The organism is Pseudomonas sp. PSPC2-3 (genome assembly GCF_049898265.1).
Classification (GTDB): domain Bacteria; phylum Pseudomonadota; class Gammaproteobacteria; order Pseudomonadales; family Pseudomonadaceae; genus Aquipseudomonas; species Aquipseudomonas veronii.
In genome coordinates this window covers 233,622-253,704 of sequence record NZ_JAFCXJ010000002.1, presented here as the reverse complement: position 1 = coordinate 253,704, position 20,083 = coordinate 233,622, and the positions used below count along the sequence as shown (strand labels likewise).

16 protein-coding genes are annotated in these 20,083 nt (G+C 62.9%); 12 read left to right on the top strand and 4 right to left on the bottom strand.

Annotated features, from left to right (window positions below):
• Positions 1-93: 93 nt before the first annotated feature.
• The 12 genes from ACP7E3_RS05040 to ACP7E3_RS04985 all read left to right on the top strand — a co-directional run bounded on the left by ACP7E3_RS05040 (position 94) and on the right by ACP7E3_RS04985 (position 16,323).
• The gene (locus tag ACP7E3_RS05040; RefSeq protein ID WP_032804979.1) at positions 94-1,350 is read left to right on the top strand and encodes an MFS transporter; all 1,257 of its coding nucleotides are present in this window, start codon (positions 94-96) and stop codon (positions 1,348-1,350) included.
• Positions 1,351-1,352: 2 nt separating this feature from the next.
• Complete coding sequence (locus tag ACP7E3_RS05035) at positions 1,353-2,750, top strand: NarK family nitrate/nitrite MFS transporter (protein WP_169866070.1); 1,398 nt, start codon at positions 1,353-1,355, stop codon at positions 2,748-2,750.
• Positions 2,751-2,807: 57 nt separating this feature from the next.
• The gene (locus ACP7E3_RS05030) at positions 2,808-6,581 is read left to right on the top strand and encodes a nitrate reductase subunit alpha (protein WP_057006086.1); all 3,774 of its coding nucleotides are present in this window, start codon (positions 2,808-2,810) and stop codon (positions 6,579-6,581) included.
• A gap of 1 nt (position 6,582) precedes the next feature.
• Complete coding sequence (narH, locus tag ACP7E3_RS05025; protein ID WP_017849323.1) at positions 6,583-8,121, top strand: nitrate reductase subunit beta; 1,539 nt, start codon at positions 6,583-6,585, stop codon at positions 8,119-8,121.
• A gap of 2 nt (positions 8,122-8,123) precedes the next feature.
• A complete protein-coding gene (narJ, locus tag ACP7E3_RS05020) occupies positions 8,124-8,879 on the top strand; it encodes a nitrate reductase molybdenum cofactor assembly chaperone (RefSeq protein ID WP_046383085.1) in 756 nt (251 codons plus the stop codon).
• Positions 8,872-9,552: a respiratory nitrate reductase subunit gamma gene (gene narI / locus ACP7E3_RS05015; RefSeq protein ID WP_017849321.1), complete on the top strand. Its 681-nt coding sequence runs from the start codon at positions 8,872-8,874 to the stop codon at positions 9,550-9,552. Before narJ ends, narI begins: the two co-directional genes overlap by 8 nt.
• Before the next feature lie 10 nt (positions 9,553-9,562).
• Entirely contained in the window at positions 9,563-10,489 is a 927-nt protein-coding gene (locus ACP7E3_RS05010; protein ID WP_057006085.1) for a peptidylprolyl isomerase, read from the top strand.
• A 1-nt stretch (position 10,490) separates the two neighbouring features.
• Positions 10,491-11,477: a GTP 3',8-cyclase MoaA gene (gene moaA, locus ACP7E3_RS05005; RefSeq protein ID WP_017849319.1), complete on the top strand. Its 987-nt coding sequence runs from the start codon at positions 10,491-10,493 to the stop codon at positions 11,475-11,477.
• A 276-nt stretch (positions 11,478-11,753) separates the two neighbouring features.
• The gene (locus tag ACP7E3_RS05000; RefSeq protein WP_017849318.1) at positions 11,754-13,754 is read left to right on the top strand and encodes a ribonucleoside triphosphate reductase; all 2,001 of its coding nucleotides are present in this window, start codon (positions 11,754-11,756) and stop codon (positions 13,752-13,754) included.
• Between the two features lie 31 nt (positions 13,755-13,785).
• Positions 13,786-13,941, top strand: coding sequence for an anaerobic ribonucleoside-triphosphate reductase (gene nrdD / locus ACP7E3_RS04995; protein ID WP_017849317.1), 156 nt, complete (start codon positions 13,786-13,788; stop codon positions 13,939-13,941).
• Complete coding sequence (locus ACP7E3_RS04990) at positions 13,938-14,633, top strand: anaerobic ribonucleoside-triphosphate reductase activating protein (RefSeq protein WP_169850799.1); 696 nt, start codon at positions 13,938-13,940, stop codon at positions 14,631-14,633. The genes nrdD and ACP7E3_RS04990 overlap by 4 nt, the downstream gene beginning before the upstream one ends.
• A 70-nt stretch (positions 14,634-14,703) precedes the next feature.
• Entirely contained in the window at positions 14,704-16,323 is a 1,620-nt protein-coding gene (locus tag ACP7E3_RS04985) for a methyl-accepting chemotaxis protein (RefSeq protein WP_108526374.1), read from the top strand.
• 621 nt (positions 16,324-16,944) lie between these two features.
• Here the strand turns inward: ACP7E3_RS04985 and ACP7E3_RS04980 are convergent.
• From ACP7E3_RS04980 to ACP7E3_RS04965, 4 genes are read right to left on the bottom strand one after another with little or no spacing between them, the layout of a single operon-like run.
• The gene (locus ACP7E3_RS04980) at positions 16,945-18,297 is read right to left on the bottom strand and encodes a 4Fe-4S binding protein (RefSeq protein ID WP_261755422.1); all 1,353 of its coding nucleotides are present in this window, start codon (positions 18,295-18,297) and stop codon (positions 16,945-16,947) included.
• Positions 18,294-19,133 (bottom strand): FTR1 family iron permease, encoded by an 840-nt coding sequence (locus ACP7E3_RS04975; protein ID WP_046383091.1) that lies wholly within the window; start codon positions 19,131-19,133, stop codon positions 18,294-18,296. The genes ACP7E3_RS04980 and ACP7E3_RS04975 overlap by 4 nt, the downstream gene beginning before the upstream one ends.
• Before the next feature lie 15 nt (positions 19,134-19,148).
• A complete protein-coding gene (locus tag ACP7E3_RS04970; RefSeq protein WP_017849310.1) occupies positions 19,149-19,472 on the bottom strand; it encodes a cupredoxin domain-containing protein in 324 nt (107 codons plus the stop codon).
• On the bottom strand, positions 19,472-20,002 hold the full coding sequence (locus ACP7E3_RS04965; RefSeq protein WP_017849309.1) for an iron transporter: 531 nt from the start codon (positions 20,000-20,002) through the stop codon (positions 19,472-19,474). The genes ACP7E3_RS04970 and ACP7E3_RS04965 overlap by 1 nt, the downstream gene beginning before the upstream one ends.
• Positions 20,003-20,083 lie beyond the last annotated feature (81 nt).

The window sequence follows — 20,083 nt, the reverse complement described above, 5'->3', positions numbered from 1 at the left end:
TATACCCCCCTGGCCGACGTTGATCTGCGTCAAGTTCCAAGGGGGTGTCGCCCCTAACCTGCGCTCATGAAATCACCTTTTGGAGCGCATACCGTGACTCAACCCCGTATAAGACAAGGCTTGGTGCTGGGCATGAGCACGCTGGCCTTCACCGTCTGCTTTATGGTGTGGATGATGTTCGCCGTGTTGGGCGTGCCCATCAAAGAGCTGCTGCAACTCAACGAAACCCAGTTCGGCCTGCTGGCCGCCACGCCGGTCTTGACCGGTTCCCTGGTGCGCCTGCCACTGGGCTTGCTGACTGACCGCTTCGGCGGGCGCATCGTGTTCTTCCTGTTGATGCTCGCCTGCGTGCTGCCGCTGTACCTGATCACCTACGCCACCGCCTATTGGCAGTTCCTGGTGCTGGGCCTGTTTGTCGGCCTGGCCGGCGGTTCGTTCTCGGTGGGCATCGCCTACGTCGCCAAGTGGTTCGACAAGGACAACCAGGGCTTCGCCATGGGCGTGTTCGGCGCCGGTAACGCCGGGGCTGCGGTCACCAAGTTCCTCGCCCCGGCGCTGATCGCCCTCGGCACCTGGCACCTGGTGCCCAAGGTGTTCGGCGCGATCCTGTTCATCACCGCGCTGTTGTTCTGGTTCCTCACCAGCGAGAACAAGGCCCACCGCAGTGCCGGCGGCGCCACCTTGCGCGAGCAACTGCGGTGCCTGAAAGACCCGGCCGTGTGGCGCTACTGCCAGTACTACTCGATTGTCTTCGGCGGCTACGTCGGCCTGGCATTGTGGATGACCAAGTACTACGTGCAGGAATACGGTTTCAGCCTGCAAAGCGCGGCGCTGCTGGCCGCCTGTTTCTCCCTGCCCGGCGGTGTGCTGCGCGCAGTCGGCGGTTGGATGTCCGACCGCTGGGGCGCCCAGAGCGTGACCTGGTGGGTGTTGTGGGTGAGCTGGGTCTGCCTGTTCCTGCTCAGCTACCCGCAGACTCAATTGCAGGTGCAGACCGTCAACGGTCCCCTGGATTTGCACATCGGCCTCAACCCCACCCTGTTCACCGTGCTGCTGTTCGTGATGGGCATCGCCTTCGCGTTCGGCAAAGCCTCGGTGTTCAAGTACATCGCCAATGACTACCCACAGAACATGGGCGCGGTGTCCGGCATCGTCGGCCTGGCCGGTGGCCTGGGGGGCTTTGTGCTGCCGATTCTGTTTGGCGCCCTGGTGGACCTCACCGGCGTGCGCTCGTCCTGCTTCATGTTGATGTACGGCGTGGTCTGGGTGTCCCTGACCTGGATGTACCTCAGCGAAATCCGCAAACAACCGCTGCTGGGCAACACCGCCCAACGTCTCCAAGGAGAATGAACATGTCCATCGCGCAAAAGCCCGATTCGGGCCCGGTGATTCACGACTGGCGCCCCGAGGACCCCGCGTTCTGGGGGGCCAGCGGCAAAAAAACCGCTACCCGCAACCTGTGGATCTCGATTCCCGCGCTGCTGCTGGCTTTCGCCGTGTGGATGGTGTGGAGCACGGTGATCGTGCGCCTCAACGCCATCGGCTTCAGCTTCACCACCGACCAGCTGTTCTGGCTGGCGGCGTTGCCCGGCCTGTCCGGCGCGACCTTACGGGTGTTCTATTCGTTCATGGTGCCGATCTTCGGCGGGCGCCGCTGGACTGCCCTGAGCACCGCGTCGCTGTTGCTGCCGGCGCTGTGGATGGGCTTCGCGGTACAAGACCCCAACACCCCTTACAGCGTGTTCGTGCTGATCTCGTTGTTGTGCGGCTTCGGCGGCGGCAACTTCGCCTCCAGCATGTCCAACATCAGCTTCTTCTACCCTAAGTCGCAGCAAGGCACGGCCCTGGGCCTGAACGCCGGCCTCGGTAACCTGGGCGTGTCGGTGATGCAGTTCTGCGTGCCGCTGGTGATCACCTTCGGGGTGTTCGGCATGGTCGGCGGGCAAGCGCAAACCCTGCCCGACGGTAGCCAGCTGTGGCTGCAGAACGCCGGGTTCATCTGGGTGCCGTTCATCCTCACCGTCACCGTGGCGGCCTGGTTCGGCATGAATGACCTGTCCAGCGCCCGCGCTTCGTTCAGCGAGCAGGCGGTGATCTTCAAACGCAAGCACAACTGGCTGATGTGCTGGTTGTACCTGGCGACCTTCGGTTCGTTCATCGGCTTTTCGGCGGCGTTCCCGCTGCTGATCAAAACCTCGTTTCCGGACGTAGTAGCGTTGAAGTTTGCCTTCCTCGGCCCGCTGGTTGGCGCCCTGGTACGCCCACTGGGCGGCTGGCTGGCGGACAAACTGGGCGGCGCGCGAGTGACCCTGTGGAACTTCGTGCTGATGATCGTGATGGTATTCGGCGTGCTGCACTTCCTGCCGCAGAACGGCCAGGGCGGCAACTTCTACGGCTTCCTCGGCCTGTTCATGTTGCTGTTCATCACCACAGGCGTGGGCAACGGCTCCACCTTCCGCATGATCCCGGTGATCTTCCGCACCCAGCACGAGAAAGCCAGCGCCGGTAAATCCGCCGCCGAGCGCGAGCAGGCCATCAAGAATGCCGGCAAGGAATCCGCTGCCGTACTGGGGTTCAGTTCGGCCATGGGCGCCTTCGGTGCGTTCTTCATTCCCAAGTCCTTCGGCACCTCCATGGCCGCCACCGGTAGCCCGGCGATGGCCTTCTACATGTTTGTCGGTTTCTACCTGAGCTGCATTGTCGTGACCTGGTGGTGGTATGCCCGCAAAGGTTGCGCCACCCCCTGCTAGTCCGACCTGAATTCGCGGGGCAACGCACCCCGCAGCACGCCTGATGAGGAAAGCACCATGAGTCATTTGTTGGATCAACTGCGGTTCTTCAACCGCAAACAAAACGAATTTTCCGACGGCCACGGCGAGACCCGTAAAGAGTCCCGCGACTGGGAAAACGTCTACCGTTCGCGCTGGCAGTACGACAAGATCGTGCGTTCCACCCATGGCGTGAACTGCACCGGCTCCTGCTCGTGGAAGATCTACGTGAAGAACGGCCTGATCACCTGGGAAACCCAGCAGACCGACTACCCGCGCACCCGCAACGACCTGCCCAACCACGAACCCCGTGGCTGCCCGCGCGGTGCGAGCTACAGCTGGTACATCTACAGCGCCAACCGGCTCAAGTACCCGAAGATCCGCAAGCCGCTGCTCAAGCTGTGGCGTGAAGCGCGCCAGACCCTGGCGCCGGTGGAAGCCTGGGCGAGCATTGTCGAGGACAAGGCCAAGGCCGACTCCTATAAAAGCAAGCGCGGCATGGGCGGTTTCATTCGCTCGAACTGGGAGGAGGTGAATGAAATCATCGCCGCCTCCAACGTCTACACCATCAAACAATACGGCCCGGACCGCATCGTCGGCTTCTCGCCGATCCCGGCCATGTCGATGGTCAGCTACGCGGCGGGTTCGCGTTACCTGTCGCTGATCGGCGGCGTGTGCCTGAGCTTCTACGACTGGTACTGCGACCTGCCACCGGCCTCGCCGATGGTGTGGGGCGAGCAGACCGACGTGCCGGAATCGGCCGACTGGTACAACTCCAACTACATCATCGCCTGGGGTTCCAACGTCCCGCAGACCCGTACCCCGGACGCGCACTTCTTCACCGAGGTGCGCTACAAGGGCACCAAGACCGTGGCGATCACCCCCGACTATTCGGAAGTGGCCAAGCTCACCGACCTGTGGCTCAACCCCAAGCAGGGCACCGACGCCGCGTTGGCCCAGGCTTTCAACCATGTGATCTTCAAAGAATTTCACCTGGACAAGCCGAGCGCCTACTTCACCGACTACGCCAAGCGCTTCACCGACTTGCCGGTGCTGGTGATGCTCAAGCCGATGACCGGTTTCGCTCCCGGCGCAGGCTTCCAGCCGGACCGCTTCCTGCGCGCCTCGGACCTCACCGGCAACCTCGGCCAGGACAACAACCCGGAATGGAAAACCATCGCCCTCGACGAGAGCGGTGAACTGGTCTCGCCGCAAGGCTCCATCGGCTATCGCTGGGGCGAGAAGGGCAAGTGGAACATCCTCGCCAAAGAGGGCGGTGAAGGCCGCGCGATCGACCTGAAACTCAGCCTGATCGGTGACGACGTCGCCGAAGTGGCGTTCCCGTACTTCGCCGGCGAAGTCCAGGAGCATTTCCAGCACGTCGCTGGCGAGGCGGTGCAGTACCGCCGCGTGCCGGTCCACAACGTGACCCTGGCCGACGGCAGCGTGGCCAAGGTGGCGACCGTGTTCGACCTGTCGGCGGCCAACCTGGCCATCGACCGTGGCCTGGGCGGCCACAACGTGGCCAAGGACTACGACGATGCCAGCGTGCCGGGCACCCCGGCGTGGCAGGAAGCGATCACCGGCGTCAGCCGCGAGAAAGCCATCCAGATCGCCCGTGAGTTCGCCGACAACGCCGACAAGACCAAGGGTCGCTCAATGATCATTGTCGGCGCGGCGATGAATCACTGGTACCACATGGACATGAACTACCGCGGGCTGATCAACATGCTCATGCTCTGCGGTTGCGTCGGCCAGACCGGCGGCGGCTGGGCCCACTACGTCGGCCAGGAAAAACTGCGCCCGCAGTGCGGCTGGCTGCCCCTGGCCTTCGGCCTGGACTGGAACCGCCCACCGCGCCAGATGAACGGCACCAGCTTCTTCTACGGCCACAGCTCGCAATGGCGCCACGAGAAAATGAGCATGCACGATGTGCTCTCGCCTCTGGCCGACAAGTCGCAGTTCCCCGAACACGCCCTGGACTACAACATCCGCGCCGAACGCGCCGGCTGGTTGCCCAGCGCGCCGCAGCTCAACACCAACCCGCTGCACATCTGCCGCGAGGCGGCCGCAGCCGGCATGACGCCGAAAGACTACGTGGTCAAATCCTGGCAGGACGGCAGCCTGCGTTTTGCCTGCGAACAGCCGGACAGCCCGGTGAACTTCCCGCGCAACATGTTCATCTGGCGCTCCAACCTGCTCGGTTCGTCGGGCAAGGGCCATGAGTACATGCTCAAGTACCTGTTGGGCACCAAGAACGGCGTGATGAACGAAGACATCGGCCACAGCACCGAATGCAAGCCCACCGAGGCCGAATGGGTCGAGGACGGCGCCATCGGCAAGCTCGATCTGGTGACCACGCTGGACTTTCGCATGTCCTCCACCTGCGTGTATTCCGACATCGTCTTGCCGACCGCCACCTGGTACGAAAAAGACGACATGAACACCTCGGACATGCACCCATTCATCCACCCGTTGTCGGCGGCTATCGACCCGGCGTGGGAATCGCGTTCCGACTGGGAAATCTACAAAGGCATCGCCAAGGCGTTCTCGGCCATGTCGGTCGGTCACCTGGGTGTGGAACAAGACCTGGTCACCGTACCGCTGATGCACGACAGCGTCGGCGAACTGGCCCAACCGTTTGGCGGCACCGACTGGAAAAGCGCACGCGTGGCCCCGGTACCCGGCAAAAACGCGCCGAACATCGCAGTGGTGGAACGCGACTACCCGAACATCTACAAGCAGTTCTCGTCGCTGGGCCCGATGCTGGAAAAACTCGGCAACGGCGGCAAGGGCATCAACTGGAACACCGATGAAGAAGTCGAGTTCCTCGGCGAACTGAACCATCACGAAAACGATGCCGGGATCAGCCATGGCCGGCCGAAAATCGACACCGCTATCGACGCCGCCGAGGTGATCCTGTCCCTGGCTCCGGAAACCAACGGCAAGGTCGCGGTGAAAGCCTGGGCCGCGCTGTCGGAATTCACCGGTATCGACCACAGCCACCTGGCGATTTCCAAGGCCCATGAAGCGATCCGCTTCCGCGATATCCAGGCGCAGCCGCGCAAGATCATCTCCAGCCCGACCTGGTCCGGCCTGGAAGACGAACACGTGAGCTACAACGCCGGCTACACCAACGTCCATGAAAACATCCCGTGGCGCACCATCACCGGCCGCCAGCAGTTCTACCAGGATCACCCGTGGATGCAGGCGTTCGGCGAGCAGTTGATGAGCTACCGGCCACCGGTCAACACCAAGACCATTGAAGGCGTGAAGGGCAAGCGCAGCAATGGCGAAACCGAGATCGTGCTGAACTGGATCACTCCGCACCAGAAGTGGGGCATCCACAGCACCTACAGCGACAACTTGCTGATGCTCACCTTGAGCCGCGGCGGGCCGATTGTGTGGCTCTCGGAGATCGACGCCAAGCGCGCCGGGATCGAGGACAACGACTGGATCGAGTGCTTCAACGTCAACGGCGCACTGACCGCCCGTGCGGTGGTCAGCCAGCGCGTCAAGGAAGGCATGGTGATGATGTACCACGCTCAGGAACGCATCGTGAACGTGCCGGGTTCGGAAACCACCAAGACCCGCGGCGGCCACCACAACTCGGTGACCCGCGTGGTGCTCAAACCGACCCACATGATCGGCGGCTATGCCCAGCAAGCCTACGGTTTCAACTACTACGGCACGGTCGGTTGCAACCGCGACGAGTTTGTCGTGGTGCGCAAAATGGCCAAGGTCGACTGGCTCGATGGTTCCACCGGCGATGACTTGCCGCGCCCATTGCCGACTGATATCGAGGAGAACTGAGATGAAGATTCGCTCACAGATCGGCATGGTCCTGAACCTGGACAAATGCATCGGCTGCCACACCTGTTCCATCACCTGCAAAAACGTCTGGACCAGCCGTGAAGGCATGGAGTACGCCTGGTTCAACAACGTCGAGTCCAAGCCCGGCATCGGTTACCCGAAAGAATGGGAAAACCAGGACAAGTGGAAGGGCGGCTGGGTGCGCAACGCCAACGGCTCGATCAACCCGCGCATCGGCGGCAAGTTCCGCGTGTTGGCGAACATTTTCGCCAACCCTGACCTGCCGAGCCTGGACGACTACTACGAGCCGTTCGACTTCGACTACCAGCACCTGCACACCGCGCCTTTGGGCGAGCACCAACCGACCGCGCGTCCGCGCTCGCTGGTGTCCGGCAAGCGCATGCAGAAAATCGAGTGGGGCCCGAACTGGGAAGAAATCCTCGGCACCGAGTTCGCCAAGCGCCGCAAGGACAAGAACTTCGACCAGATCCAGGCCGACATTTATGGCGAGTACGAAAACACCTTCATGATGTACCTGCCGCGCCTGTGCGAGCACTGCCTCAACCCGGCGTGCGCGGCCTCGTGCCCGAGCGGTGCGATCTACAAGCGTGAAGAAGACGGCATCGTGCTGATCGACCAGGAAAAGTGCCGCGGCTGGCGCATGTGCATCAGCGGCTGCCCGTACAAGAAGATCTACTTCAACTGGAAGAGCGGTAAATCCGAGAAGTGCATCTTCTGCTACCCGCGCATCGAAGCCGGCATGCCCACCGTGTGTGCTGAAACCTGCGTCGGCCGGATTCGCTACCTCGGTGTGCTGCTCTACGACGCCGACCGCATCAGCGAAGTGGCGAGCACCGCCAACGAGCAAGACCTGTACGAGAAACAGCTGGAAATCTTCCTCGACCCGAATGACCCGGCGGTGATTCGCCAGGCCCTGGCCGATGGCGTGCCGCAGTCGGTGATCGACTCGGCCCAGCGCTCGCCGGTCTACAAAATGGCCGTCGATTGGAAACTCGCACTGCCGCTGCACCCGGAATACCGCACCTTGCCGATGGTCTGGTATGTACCGCCACTGTCGCCGATCCAGAACGCTGCCGCCGCCGGCACCGTGGGCATGAACGGTGTGATCCCGGATGTCGACAGCCTGCGCATTCCGCTGCGTTACCTGGCCAACCTGCTCACTGCCGGCGATGAAAAACCGGTCAAGCGTGCGCTCAAACGCCTGTTGGCGATGCGTGCCTACAAACGCTCCCAGCAAGTCGACGGCGTGCAGGACCTGCAAGTGCTCGAAGACGTCGGCCTGAGCGTGGAACAGGTGGAAGAGATGTACCGCTACCTGGCGATCGCCAACTACGAAGACCGCTTTGTGGTGCCGAGCGCGCACCGTGAAGACGCCATGAGCGACGCGTTCGCCGAACGCTCCGGCTGTGGCTTCAGCTTCGGCAGCGGTTGCAGCGGCAGCTCCGACACCAACATGTTCGGCGCCAAGAAGGCCAACCGTCGCGACGTGTTGAAAACCGTACAGATCTGGGAGGACTGAGCATGCGTATTCTCAAAGTGATTTCGTTGCTGCTGGACTACCCCACCGAAACCCTGGTGAGCGGCCGCGACGAACTGGAACAGGCGATCATCGAGTCGCGGGAGATCAGCCCCAAGCAGCGCGGCGCGTTGTTCGAGTTGCTCGAGCTGATCTGCGCCAATGACCTGATGGACGGCCAGGAACACTACGGCGCGCTGTTCGGCCGTGGGCGCTCGCTGTCGTTGCTGTTGTTCGAACACGTCCACGGCGAGTCCCGCGACCGTGGCCAGGCCATGGTCGACATGATGGCCCAGTACGAAGAGGCCGGGTTTGCCATCGGCGTCAAGGAGCTGCCGGACTATATCCCGCTGTACCTGGAGTTCCTCTCGACCCGCGAAGACATCGAGGCCCGCGAGGGCCTGGCGGATGTGGCGCACCTGCTGGCGCTGCTCGCCGCACGTCTGGACGAGCGCGAGAGCGCCTACGCCAGTTGCTTCCGTGCGTTGCTGCAGATCTCGGGTGCCGAGCCGCACCAGGCCGTGGCCGAACTGCGCGCGCAGGTCGCCGCCGAGCCGCGTGACGACTCCCTCGAAGCCCTGGACAAGATCTGGGAAGAGGAAGCGGTGGACTTTATGCAGGCCGAACAACAAGACCGTTGCAGCTCGATGCCCAGCGCACCGGGCAAAGCCCGCGAAGAAAGCGCGGTGCCGTTGCACTGGGTGGATTTTCAGCAAGAAGGGCAGGCCGCAGTGCCGGCCACGGAGGTGGGTAATGTCTAAGTGGAATTTGCTGGTATTCGGGGTGTACCCCTATGTCGCCCTGGCGATCTGCCTGTTGGGCAGTTGGGCGCGGTTCGACCTGTCGCAGTACACCTGGAAGGCTGGCTCCAGCCAGATGCTCAACAACCGTGGCATGCGCGTGGCGAGCAACTTCTTCCATATTGGCGTGCTGTTCGTGCTGGCCGGGCACTTTGTCGGCCTGCTGACCCCGGCGTCGGTCTATCACCATGTGATCAGCACTGAGCACAAGCAGTTGCTGGCGATGGTCTCCGGTGGCGTCTTCGGCCTGCTGTGCCTGGTGGGCTTGCTGATGCTGGTCAAGCGCCGCCTGGGCGACCCGCGTGTACGGGCCACGTCGAGCCCGTCGGACATCCTGATCCTGCTGGTACTGCTCGCGCAGTTGGTGCTCGGTTTGCTGACCATCGTCGCGTCCACCGGGCATATGGACGGTTCGGTCATGGTGATGCTCGCCGACTGGGCGCAGAACGTGGTGCTGTTGCGGCCAGTGGACGCGGCGGCGTCGATCGAGCCGGTCAGCCTGATCTACAAGGCGCATGTGGCGCTGGGCTTGACCCTGTTCGTGCTGTTCCCGTTTACCCGCTTGGTGCATATGGTCAGCGCGCCGATCTGGTACCTGGGGCGTCGTTATCAAATCGTGCGGCAGAAGTATTGAGGAGAGCGTCATGACAACTGGATGCGGATGTGGTGGCGGTAATGGCGGCAGCGGCGGTTGCGGCTCGTCGGTCAAAGAACCGGTGGTGGCCGAGGTTGCGGCCCCGGCTCTGTTCGAGGAACTGAAGACGCCTGAGTTGATCGCCAGCAGTGAACAGGAATGGCCGATCATCAGCGTCAACGGCGTGCCCGTCACGCCGGAGGCCATGGCCCTGGAGTTGCAATATCACCCGGCCGAAAGCCGCGAGGAGGCGGTGTATCTGGCCGCCCGTGCGCTGGTGATCCGCGAGCTGTTGCAGCAGCGGATCGCCGAGCTGGGCCTGGCGGTGGAGATCGCCGCCGGCGAGAACGAAGAAGAAGCCGCCACGCGCTTGCTGCTCGAGCGTGAGGTCAAGGTGCCTGAGTGCGACGAGGCCACCTGTGTGCGCTACTTCGAGAACAACCGCGGGCGCTTTCACAGCGCGCCGTTGCTGGCGGTGCGGCACATTCTGCTCGAATGCGCGCCGGACGACGCCGAGGCGCGCCATCTGGCGCACGGCCAGGCGGAAGTGCTGCTGCAGAACCTGAACGAGCAGCCCGGCCAATTCGCCGAGCTGGCCCTGCAGTATTCGGCGTGCCCGTCCAAGGCCCAGGGCGGTTCGCTGGGCCAGGTGAGCAAGGGCCAGACCGTGCCCGAGCTGGAGCGTCAGTTGTTCACCCTCGCGCCGGGCCTGGCCGGCAAGCCGCTGGAGAGTCGTTATGGTTGGCATGTGATCTATGTCGATCAGCGTATCGAAGGCCAACCGCTGCCGTATGAAGCGGTGGCGGTGGCGATCCGCACCCAGTTGCAGCAAGGCGTGTGGCAAAAGGCATTGGTGCAGTACCTGCAAACCCTGATCGGCGCGGCGGACATTCGTGGCATCGCGCTGCAGGGCGCCGACTCGCCGCTGGTGCAGTGACATGAGCCTGGTGGATGGGGTGGGCCGTTCGATCGATTACCTGCGCTTGTCGGTGACCGACCGTTGTGATTTCCGCTGTGTGTACTGCATGGCGAAAAACATGACGTTCCTGCCGCGCCAGCAGGTGCTGACCCTGGAAGAGCTGGAACGCCTGGCCGCGCTGTTCGTCGGCCAGGGCGTGCGCAAGATCCGCCTGACCGGCGGCGAGCCGTTGATCCGCCCGGGCATTGTCGGGTTGTGCCGCAATATCGCGGCACTGCCGGGCTTGCGCGAACTGGTGATGACCAGCAACGGCTCGCAGTTGGCGCGCCTCGCGCAGCCGCTGGTGGACGCCGGGGTCAAGCGCATGAACATCAGCCTCGACAGCCTGGATGCGCAGCGCTTTCGCGCGATCACCCGCAACGGTGATCTGCGCCAGGTGCTGGACGGTATCGAGGCGGCGCGAGAGGCCGGGTTCGAGCGGGTCAAGCTCAATTGCGTGGTGATGAAAGGGCGCAACTTCGATGAAGTGCCGGCGCTGGTGCAGTACGCGATTGACCAAGGCATCGACATCAGCTTTATCGAGGAAATGCCCCTGGGCGACGTGGGCCGCTCCCGCGGCGAGACGTTCTGTGCCAGTGATGAAGTACGCAGCGTGATCGCCCGTCACCATGCCTTGCTCGACAGCACCGAAAACAGCGGCGGCCCGGCGCGCTATGTGCGCCTGGCGCGGCATCCGGGCACGCGTATCGGCTTTATCTCGCCCAACTCCCACAACTTCTGCGGCAGTTGCAACCGCGTGCGGATGACCGTCGAAGGGCAGTTGCTGCTGTGCCTGGGGCAGGACAACGCGGTGGACTTCCGCGCTTTGCTGCGGCGTTACCCGTTGGACGACGCACCGTTGATCGAGGCGTTGCACAAGGGGTTGCGGGGTAAGCCGCTGCGCCATGATTTCACCGGGGCAGGGGAGGTGCAGGTGGTGCGCTTCATGAATATGAGCGGCGGTTGAATGTGGCAGGGGACTTGCTGTAGCAGGGAACTTACTGTGGGAGGAGGCTTACTGTGGGAGGGGGCTTGCCCCCGATAGCAGTGTGTCAGCCAATACATGCATGACTGATCCACCGCTATCGGGAACAAGCCGAATCGTCGCACCGCCCCTCCCACATTTTGATCTTCGTTCAGACTTGACCTTGATCAATGGCAGCCCAAACGCTTGACCGTAATATCACTGCATATTGTGTTTCAAAGATTTATTAAATCTATATGTAGTGTCTGGAGCCTTCCAATGCAAAGCATGCTCAGCCCGCTGGTCAGTAACCGCCTGCACAAACGCGACGGTAGCCTCGTTGCCTTCGACGCCGAAAAAATCCGTCAGGCGCTGATCGCCGCCGGCAATGCCACCGGCGAGTATCGGGAGGCCGAGGTCGACCTGTTGCTCGGTGCGGTACTGGCGCGGCTGCGCGGCATCGAACGGCTGGATGTGGAGCAGATCCAGGACAGCGTCGAGCGGGTGTTGATGGACGCCGGTTACTTCCTGTCGATGCGCGCGTATATCGTCTACCGCGAACAGCACGGTCGCTTGCGCCGTGACCGCAAGACCCTGGTGGAAGTCGCCACCTCGATGAACGAATACCTCGACCGTGAAGACTGGCGCGTGCAGGCGAATGCCAACCAGGGGTATTCCCTCGGCGGGCTGGTGCTGAACGTGTCGGGCAAGGTCACTGCCAATTACTGGCTGGACGAGGTCTACAGCCAGCAGATCGGCCGCGCACACCGTGAGGCGGATCTGCATATCCACGACCTCGACATGCTCGCCGGCTACTGCGCCGGTTGGTCGCTGCGCTCGTTGCTGCACGAAGGCCTCAATGGCGTGCCGGGCCGCGTCGAAGCGGGGCCGCCCAAGCATTTGAGCAGTGCCCTGGGGCAGATGGTCAACTTCCTCGGCACCCTGCAAAACGAATGGGCCGGCGCCCAGGCGTTCAGCTCGTTCGACACCTATCTTGCGCCTTATGTGCGCAAAGATCAGTTGAGCTACCCCGAGGTGCGTCAGGCGGTGCAGGAGTTCATCTACAACCTCAACGTGCCGTCGCGCTGGGGCACCCAGACGCCATTCACCAACCTGACCTTCGATTGGGTCTGCCCGGAAGACTTGCGCGAGCAGGTGCCGGTGATCGGTGGTGAGGAAATGCCATTTGCCTATGGCGACCTGCAAACGGAAATGGAGCTGATCAACCGCGCCTACATCGAAGTGATGCAGGCCGGGGATGCCAAGGGGCGGGTGTTCACCTTCCCGATTCCGACCTACAACATCACCCATGATTTCCCCTGGGACAGCGAGAACGCCGACCGCCTGTTTGAGATGACCGCGCGCTATGGCCTGCCGTATTTCCAGAACTTCCTCAATTCGGACATGCAACCCAACCAGGTGCGCTCCATGTGCTGTCGCCTGCAACTGGACGTGCGTGAGCTGCTCAAACGCGGCGGCGGGCTGTTCGGTTCGGCGGAGCAGACCGGCTCGCTGGGCGTGGTGACAATCAACTGCGCGCGCCTCGGTTACCTGTTCAAGGGAGACACCAGCGGCTTGCTGCAACGCCTGGACAGCCTGATGGAAATGGCCATGGAAAGCCTGGAGGTCAAGCGCAAGGTGATCCAGCACCACATGGACGCCGGGTTGTACCCCTACACCAAGCGTTACCTGGGGACGTTGCGCAACCATTTCTCCACCATCGGCCTCAACGGCATGCACGAGATGCTGCGCAATTTCACGGATGACACGCAGGGCACGCACACCGAAGAAGGCCGCGCGTTCGCCCTGCGCCTGCTCGACCATGTGCGCGCCACCTTGCTGCGCTTCCAGGAAGAAACCGGTCACCTCTACAACCTCGAAGCCACACCGGCGGAAGGCACCACCTACCGCTTCGCCAAGGAAGACCGCAAGCGCTACCCGGACATCCTGCAAGCCGGCAGCCTGGATGCGCCGTACTACACCAACTCGTCGCAACTGCCGGTGGGCTTCACCGAAGACCCCTTCGAAGCCCTCGAGCTGCAAGACGAACTGCAATGCAAATACACCGGCGGCACCGTGCTGCACCTGTATATGGCCGAACAGATTTCCTCGGCCCAGGCCTGCAAGCAATTGGTGCGCAAAGCGCTGGGGCGTTTCCGCCTGCCGTACCTGACCGTGACCCCGACCTTCTCGATCTGTCCGGTACACGGCTACCTCGCCGGCGAACACGAGTTCTGCCCCAAGTGCGATGAGATCCTCGCGCTTGCCGCCCAGTCTTGAACCTGTTTTTCAACCCGCAAGGAGATTCACCATGCAAACATCCCAGCCACAACGTCAGCGCTGCGAAGTCTGGACCCGGGTGATGGGTTACCACCGGCCGGTGTCCGCGTTCAACCCCGGCAAACAGTCCGAACACAAGGAGCGTGTTCACTTTACCGAAGCGGCTTGCGCGGCCGGGCGCCAATGAGTCGAATGCTACGGGTTGGGGGCATGGTGCCCCTGACCACCCTCGACTACCCCGGCATGCTCGCTTGTGTGCTGTTCTGCCAGGGTTGTGCCTGGCGCTGTCGTTACTGCCATAACCCGGACCTGATTGCACCGCGCGGTAGCGCGGAGATCGATTGGCGCCGGGTTTTGCTGTTTTTGCAGCGCCGCCAGGACCTGTTGGACGCAGTGGTGTTCAGCGGCGGTGAGCCGACCTTGCAGGAAGGTTTGCCGGCGGCGATGGACGAGGTACGCGCCATGGGCTTTCGCGTGGGCCTGCACAGTGCGGGGATCAAACCGGCAGGCTTTGCCAATGCGCTGCGCCATGCCGACTGGGTGGGCTTCGATGTGAAGGCCCTGGTCGAGGACTATCAACTGGTCACCCAGGTCAAAGGCAGCGGCGTCGCCAATTGGCGCAGTTTGGAGACCTTGCTGGCCAGTGGCGTGGACTACGAGTGCCGCACCACGGTGCATTGGCATCTGATTGATACGTCGCGCCTGCTGCGCCTGGCCCAGCGTTTGCAAGCCAGTGGTGTCAAGCGCTTCGCCGTGCAGATGGTCCGCACGGCAAGCATGCTCGATGAGCAACTGCCGATTGCCCCGGCACAGATGGCATTGCCGGAGTTATGGGGCTGCATGCGCGAGTTGTTTCCGGCTTTTGTATTACGAGGGTGACCGATCGCCCTCCCAGGATTTTTAAAGATGCTGCCCGTTTCGGGCAGGTATTCATCAAGGAATGTTTAGAATGACGCAGTTAACCACGGCACAACGCATTGTCATCGGCTTCGCGATTGCGCCGCTGGCTCTGGTCGGTTTGGTGTTTTACGCCTTGCATGACCTGGCAACCCTCAAGCAACAGTCCGAACAGATCGTGCAGCAGGACTGGCCGAAAATCGCACCGATCATGGTGATCGCCACCGGCGTGCGCGATAACGGGCGCAACACCCGCGACCTGCTGATCGACCAGGATAACCAGCAGGCCCAAGAGGCCATTGGCACCACCCGGCAGCGCATTACCCAGGCGTTCGCCACCCTGGAGCCACTGTTCGATACCGCCGAAGGCAAGGCGGCCTATGCCGCGTTGAAAACCCATCGGGAAACCTACGTCGCGGCCTTTACCCAGGTGCAGGCGCTGATCAAGCAGGGCGCCCGCGAGCAGGGCCTGGCCCAGCTCAAACAGCAGGTGGTGCCGGCCGAGCTTGAGGTGTTCAAGAGCCTCGATGCGTTGATGGCCATGCAAGGCCGACTGTTCGTCGAGCGCGAGCAGGCTGCGCAAATTCTCTACGACGATGCGCGCCGCACGATGATCGGGCTGTTGCTGCTATGCGTGAGCCTGGTCGTGGCGGCCGCCGTGATCGTCACGCGCAGCGTCACCCGGCCTTTGGGCGGCGAGCCGGACGAGGTGGCGCGGGTGCTCAGCCATATCGCCCAGGGCGACCTGACCATCGAGGTGCCGCTGGGCAACAGTGCCGACGGCAGCGTGATGCGCAACCTGCACCAGATGCAGCAGAACCTCAACCAGATGGTCCGGCAGATCGCCGCCTCGGTGGATGGCGTGGCCAGTTCATCCGAAGAGTTGAGCGCAGTCAGCAGCCAGACCAGCAGCAGCCTGCAGTTGCAGGGCCAGGAAATCGAACAGGCCGCCACCGCGGTGAACGAAATGACCGCCGCCGTCGATGAAGTCGCGCGCAACGCGGTGAGCACCAGCGAAGCCTCACGCCTGTCGGAACAGACCGCCCAGCTTGGGCGGGCGCAGGTGCAGGAAACCGTGGCCTCGATCAACACCCTGGCCACCGGCGTGGTGGAAACCTCCGAACGCATCCAGCAACTCGCCGGCCGCGTGCAAGACATCAGCGGCGTGCTGGATGTGATCCGCAGCATCGCCGACCAGACCAACCTGCTGGCTCTCAACGCCGCGATCGAAGCGGCCCGGGCCGGCGATGCTGGGCGCGGTTTTGCGGTGGTTGCCGATGAAGTGCGCGCCCTGGCCCATCGTACCCAGACCTCGACCCAGGAGATCGAGCAGATGATCGGCAACATCCGCCAGGACACCGAACACGCCGTGGCCGCGATGCACAGCAGCAGCGAACGGGTACAGGCGACCTTGGGCGTAGCGCAACGCTCGGGGGAGGCGCTGGATGAAATCACCCGCTCGATTTCGCAGATCAATGAGCGCAACTTGATGATTGCCAGCGCCACCGAAGAACAGGCACTGGTGGCGCGGGAAGTGGATCGCAACCTGGTGGGGATTCGGAACCTGTCGCAACAGGTATTGCAAGGGGCCTTGCATACCGAAACGGCGGGGCATGATCTGGCGGGGATGGCGGGGGAACTGCATCAGACGGTGGCGCGGTTTAAGGTTTAGGTGGTGTGGCGATGCGTTTCTTCGGTAATGGCCAACCCGAAAAGTAACCAACGCGCGGCGGCCTTATAGCCAACCTGATCCTGCAAGCCGAACTCGGTCAGAAATGTGGGAGGGGGCTTGCCCCCGATGGCAGTGTGTCAGTCACTACATGCATGACTGATCCACCGCTATCGGGGGCAAGCCCCCTCTCACATTTTGATCTCCATGGATCAGATAGAGCTCGTTCTGCTCTGGCTCTTGCTCTTGGGCGCGGCCTTATATCCGACCTGATCCTGCAAGCCGAACTCGGTCAGAAATGTGGGAGGGGGCTTGCCCCCGATGGCAGTATGTCAGTCACTACATGCATGACTGATCCACCGCTATCGGGGGCAAGCCCCCTCCCACATTTTGATCTCCATGGATCAGATAGAACTCATTCTGCTCTGGCTCTGGCTCTGGCTCTGGCTCTGGCTCTGGCTCTGGCTCTGGCTCTGGCTCTGGCTCTGGCTCTGGCTTTTGATCTTGATCTTAGGCGCCCCGCACACCCGTCAACCATGTGTCCGGTCCGTACAGGCTTTTCCAAAGTGACCCGCTGTAAGAGCGGAACCAATAGCTGCCGTAACCTAAACAACGGATATGTACTCAACCCCACCCCCAAAACTGCAACCACCATCCACCCCCCACCAAGCCAACACTCAACCCCACACACAACCACCCACCCCAACGCCGCAGCCCCCCAACCCCCCGAAGCTGCCGCCACCCCAACCACAAACACCACCCAACCGCCGCCATCAACAACACTGCCCGCGCCGATTGCACCCAAGCCAACCCCAACCCCTCATACCGCAACAACTTCACCGTGGTCGCCGACAACCCCAGGAACAAACCCGCACCACCGAGGGGCGTCAGCGTCAGCGCCAAGGGCCGAAACAGTGCACGATCACCCGCCACCCACGCGGCCAACCGCAGCAGCAGCCAACAGCCGCCCCCCAATACCAACGAACTCCCCCCCAGATACAACACAATGCACAAGCCATCCAACCAACTGAAGCTGTCATTGAGCTGCGGATAATGAGTGAGCAACCACCACGGCGCGTTGTCTTGCAGCGGCCACAGCCAGTCATGGCTGACCAGCCACGTCGCCAGGGTTTGTTTGAGCGCGATAAACCACGGACTGACGGTCCATTGAAACGCCCCCATCGCCAGGCCGATCACACCAAACAGCAACAGCCGCGCGTCCCACACTGAGCCGGGTTGCCGCGGCGCCTGCAGGATCTCCTGATTGCACGAGCGGGCGATCAGTTGCACCGCGCCGCGTTGCCCGCTGCAACGGCCGCAGGCATGGCACTCGCTGGCCCCTTGCAGGCGGCGGATATCCAGCAGCGGCGCGCAGTTGGGCAGCGGCAGGCGGGGCGCGTCGTTGGCTTTCCAGCGTTGCTCATCCACCGCGAAATGCACCGGCGCCAGGCGGGCGAGCAGGGCGAAGACGCCGCTGACCGGGCACAGGTACCGACACCACACGCGCTTGCCGCGCACGAACAACAGGCCGACGATCACCGCGCCGAGGGTCGAGCCGCCGAGAATCAACAGGGCCGCCTGGGCGTAGTCATACACGCTGATCAATTGGCCATAGAGGGTGGTCAGGCAAAAGCCCAGCGTCGGCCAGCCGCCCCAGCGCAGCCAGCGCGGAATGCCGAGGCCGCGCCCGTGCTGGCTGGCCCATTCGCTCAGGGAACCTTCCGGGCAGAGCACGCCGCACCACAGGCGCCCGAACAACACCATCGACAGCAACACGAACGGCCACCAGAGGCCCCAGAAGATGAATTGCGCGAGCAGCGTCAGGTTGTTCACCAGGCGCGCCTGGCTGTCCGGCAACGGCAGCAGCGCCGGCAGCACCAGCAGCACGGCGTAGACCAGCACCACCGCCCATTGCACGGCACGGATCAAGCGCCCATGGCGGCGCATGCCATCGCCCAGGCGCTGCAGCCAGCTCATGCCGCGTGCCGCGAACGGCGCAGGCCGTTGCCCACCCACAGCCAATAACCGAGCAGCACCAGCACGGTGACCAGGCTCGGCGCGGCGCGGTAGCCGACAAAGTCAGCCAACATAGCGCCCAGGCCGTGGCTGTCGCTGAGCAGGGTACTGCTGTCCCAGCGGCTTTCACCGAAGCTCGAATAGACCCACTCGGGCATGTCCATCGCCAGCAATTGCCCGCTGATACGGTCCACGGCCGCCACCAGCAAAGCCCCGCCGAGCAGCAGCAACAGCGCTTCGCTGAGGGCGAAAAACAGCGACCAGGAAATGAAGCGCCGCGTACTGCGCAACAACAGCACCGTGAGCCCCGCCAACACCAGGCCCAGCACGCCGCCGATCGCGAACAGGTTCAGCGCCGGGCCCTGCAGACGCGCACCGGCACCGTACAGAAACACCACGGTTTCACTGCCTTCGCGGCTCACCGCCAACAGCGTCAGTAGCAACACGCCCCAACCGCCCTGGCGCGCCAGGCGTTCATCGGCTTCGCGTACCAGGGTGTTTTTGAGTGTGGCCGCGTGACGATGCATCCAGAACACCATCTGCACCATCAGGCCGCTGGCCAATAACGTCAGCGCCGCTTGCAGCCATTCGCCCTGGGGGCCGGTCATGGCCTCACCGGCCCACAGCATCAAGCCGGCCAGGCCGGCCGAGCAGAACAAGCCCAGGACCACCCCGGCCCACAGGAAACGCCCCAGGCGCGAGTGCGCGGTCTGGCGGCTGATCCAGACCTGCAGAATGCCGATCACCAGCAGCGCCTCGACGCTTTCGCGCCAGACAATAAACATCGATTGATTCATCAACGGCTCCCGGGGCTATTGGGCGAGGATGCTGCCTTCGGGCAACTGTGGGTTGAACTCGTCAAAGAACGGATACAACCCCGGCGTGAGCGGGTGGATCACGACGAAGGTGGTCACGCCGGGCGACAAGACTTTCTCCACGCGCAGCGGCGTGCTCTCGAATTCGGCCGGGCCTTGGCCGAGGTTGTGCAGCACGATCTTGAAGCGCTCGCCGGCCTTGACCGTGAGTTGCGGCGGGATGAAGTGGCCGTCCTGCAAGGTCAGTTCATAGGTCGGCAACGGCGCCGCCAGGGCCGCGCCGCTCAGCAGCAAGCTGCCCAGCAGCAAGGCGCGACGCATCAGTAACCGCCTTTCTTGCCGATGCCGGCATAGACGAATTCGTAGTGGACTTCGCAGCGTTCGAACCACGGTGCCACCCCGGTTTCCTTGTCGGTATGGCGGCCCAGGGACTGGTGGCCGCTGGGCGGCAATACGCTGAAGGTCAGGGTGTATTTGCCCGGGCCTTGCAGCTTGACGTTGTCGCCGTAGTGCGGCCCGTCATTGGCGACCATGGCGTGGAAATCACCGGTGATCGGCGTGTCGCTGCCTTGCTTTTTCAACGTAAAGGACAGGTTCAGGTAGGGCACGAAACTGCCTTCCTGGAAGCCTTGGGCATTGTCCGCCGTGGCGCGCACATCGGCTTCAAGGTGGACGTCGGAGTCGGCCGTGGCGCGCATCATGCCGGCGGGTGCCATTTCGATCGGTTGCAGGTACACCGCGCCGATTTCCAGGCCTGGGCAGTGCTGCGGCTCGCCGATCGGGTACTCCTTGGCGAACGCCGCAGAGGTGGACAACAGCAGGACCAGGGACACAGTAGAAGGAATACGCATGGAGGCTTCCTGACGGGTGAGGGGGAAAGAACCCGAGTCTAGGAAGGTTGATCGTAAATAATAATGATTCTTGTCAAGTTT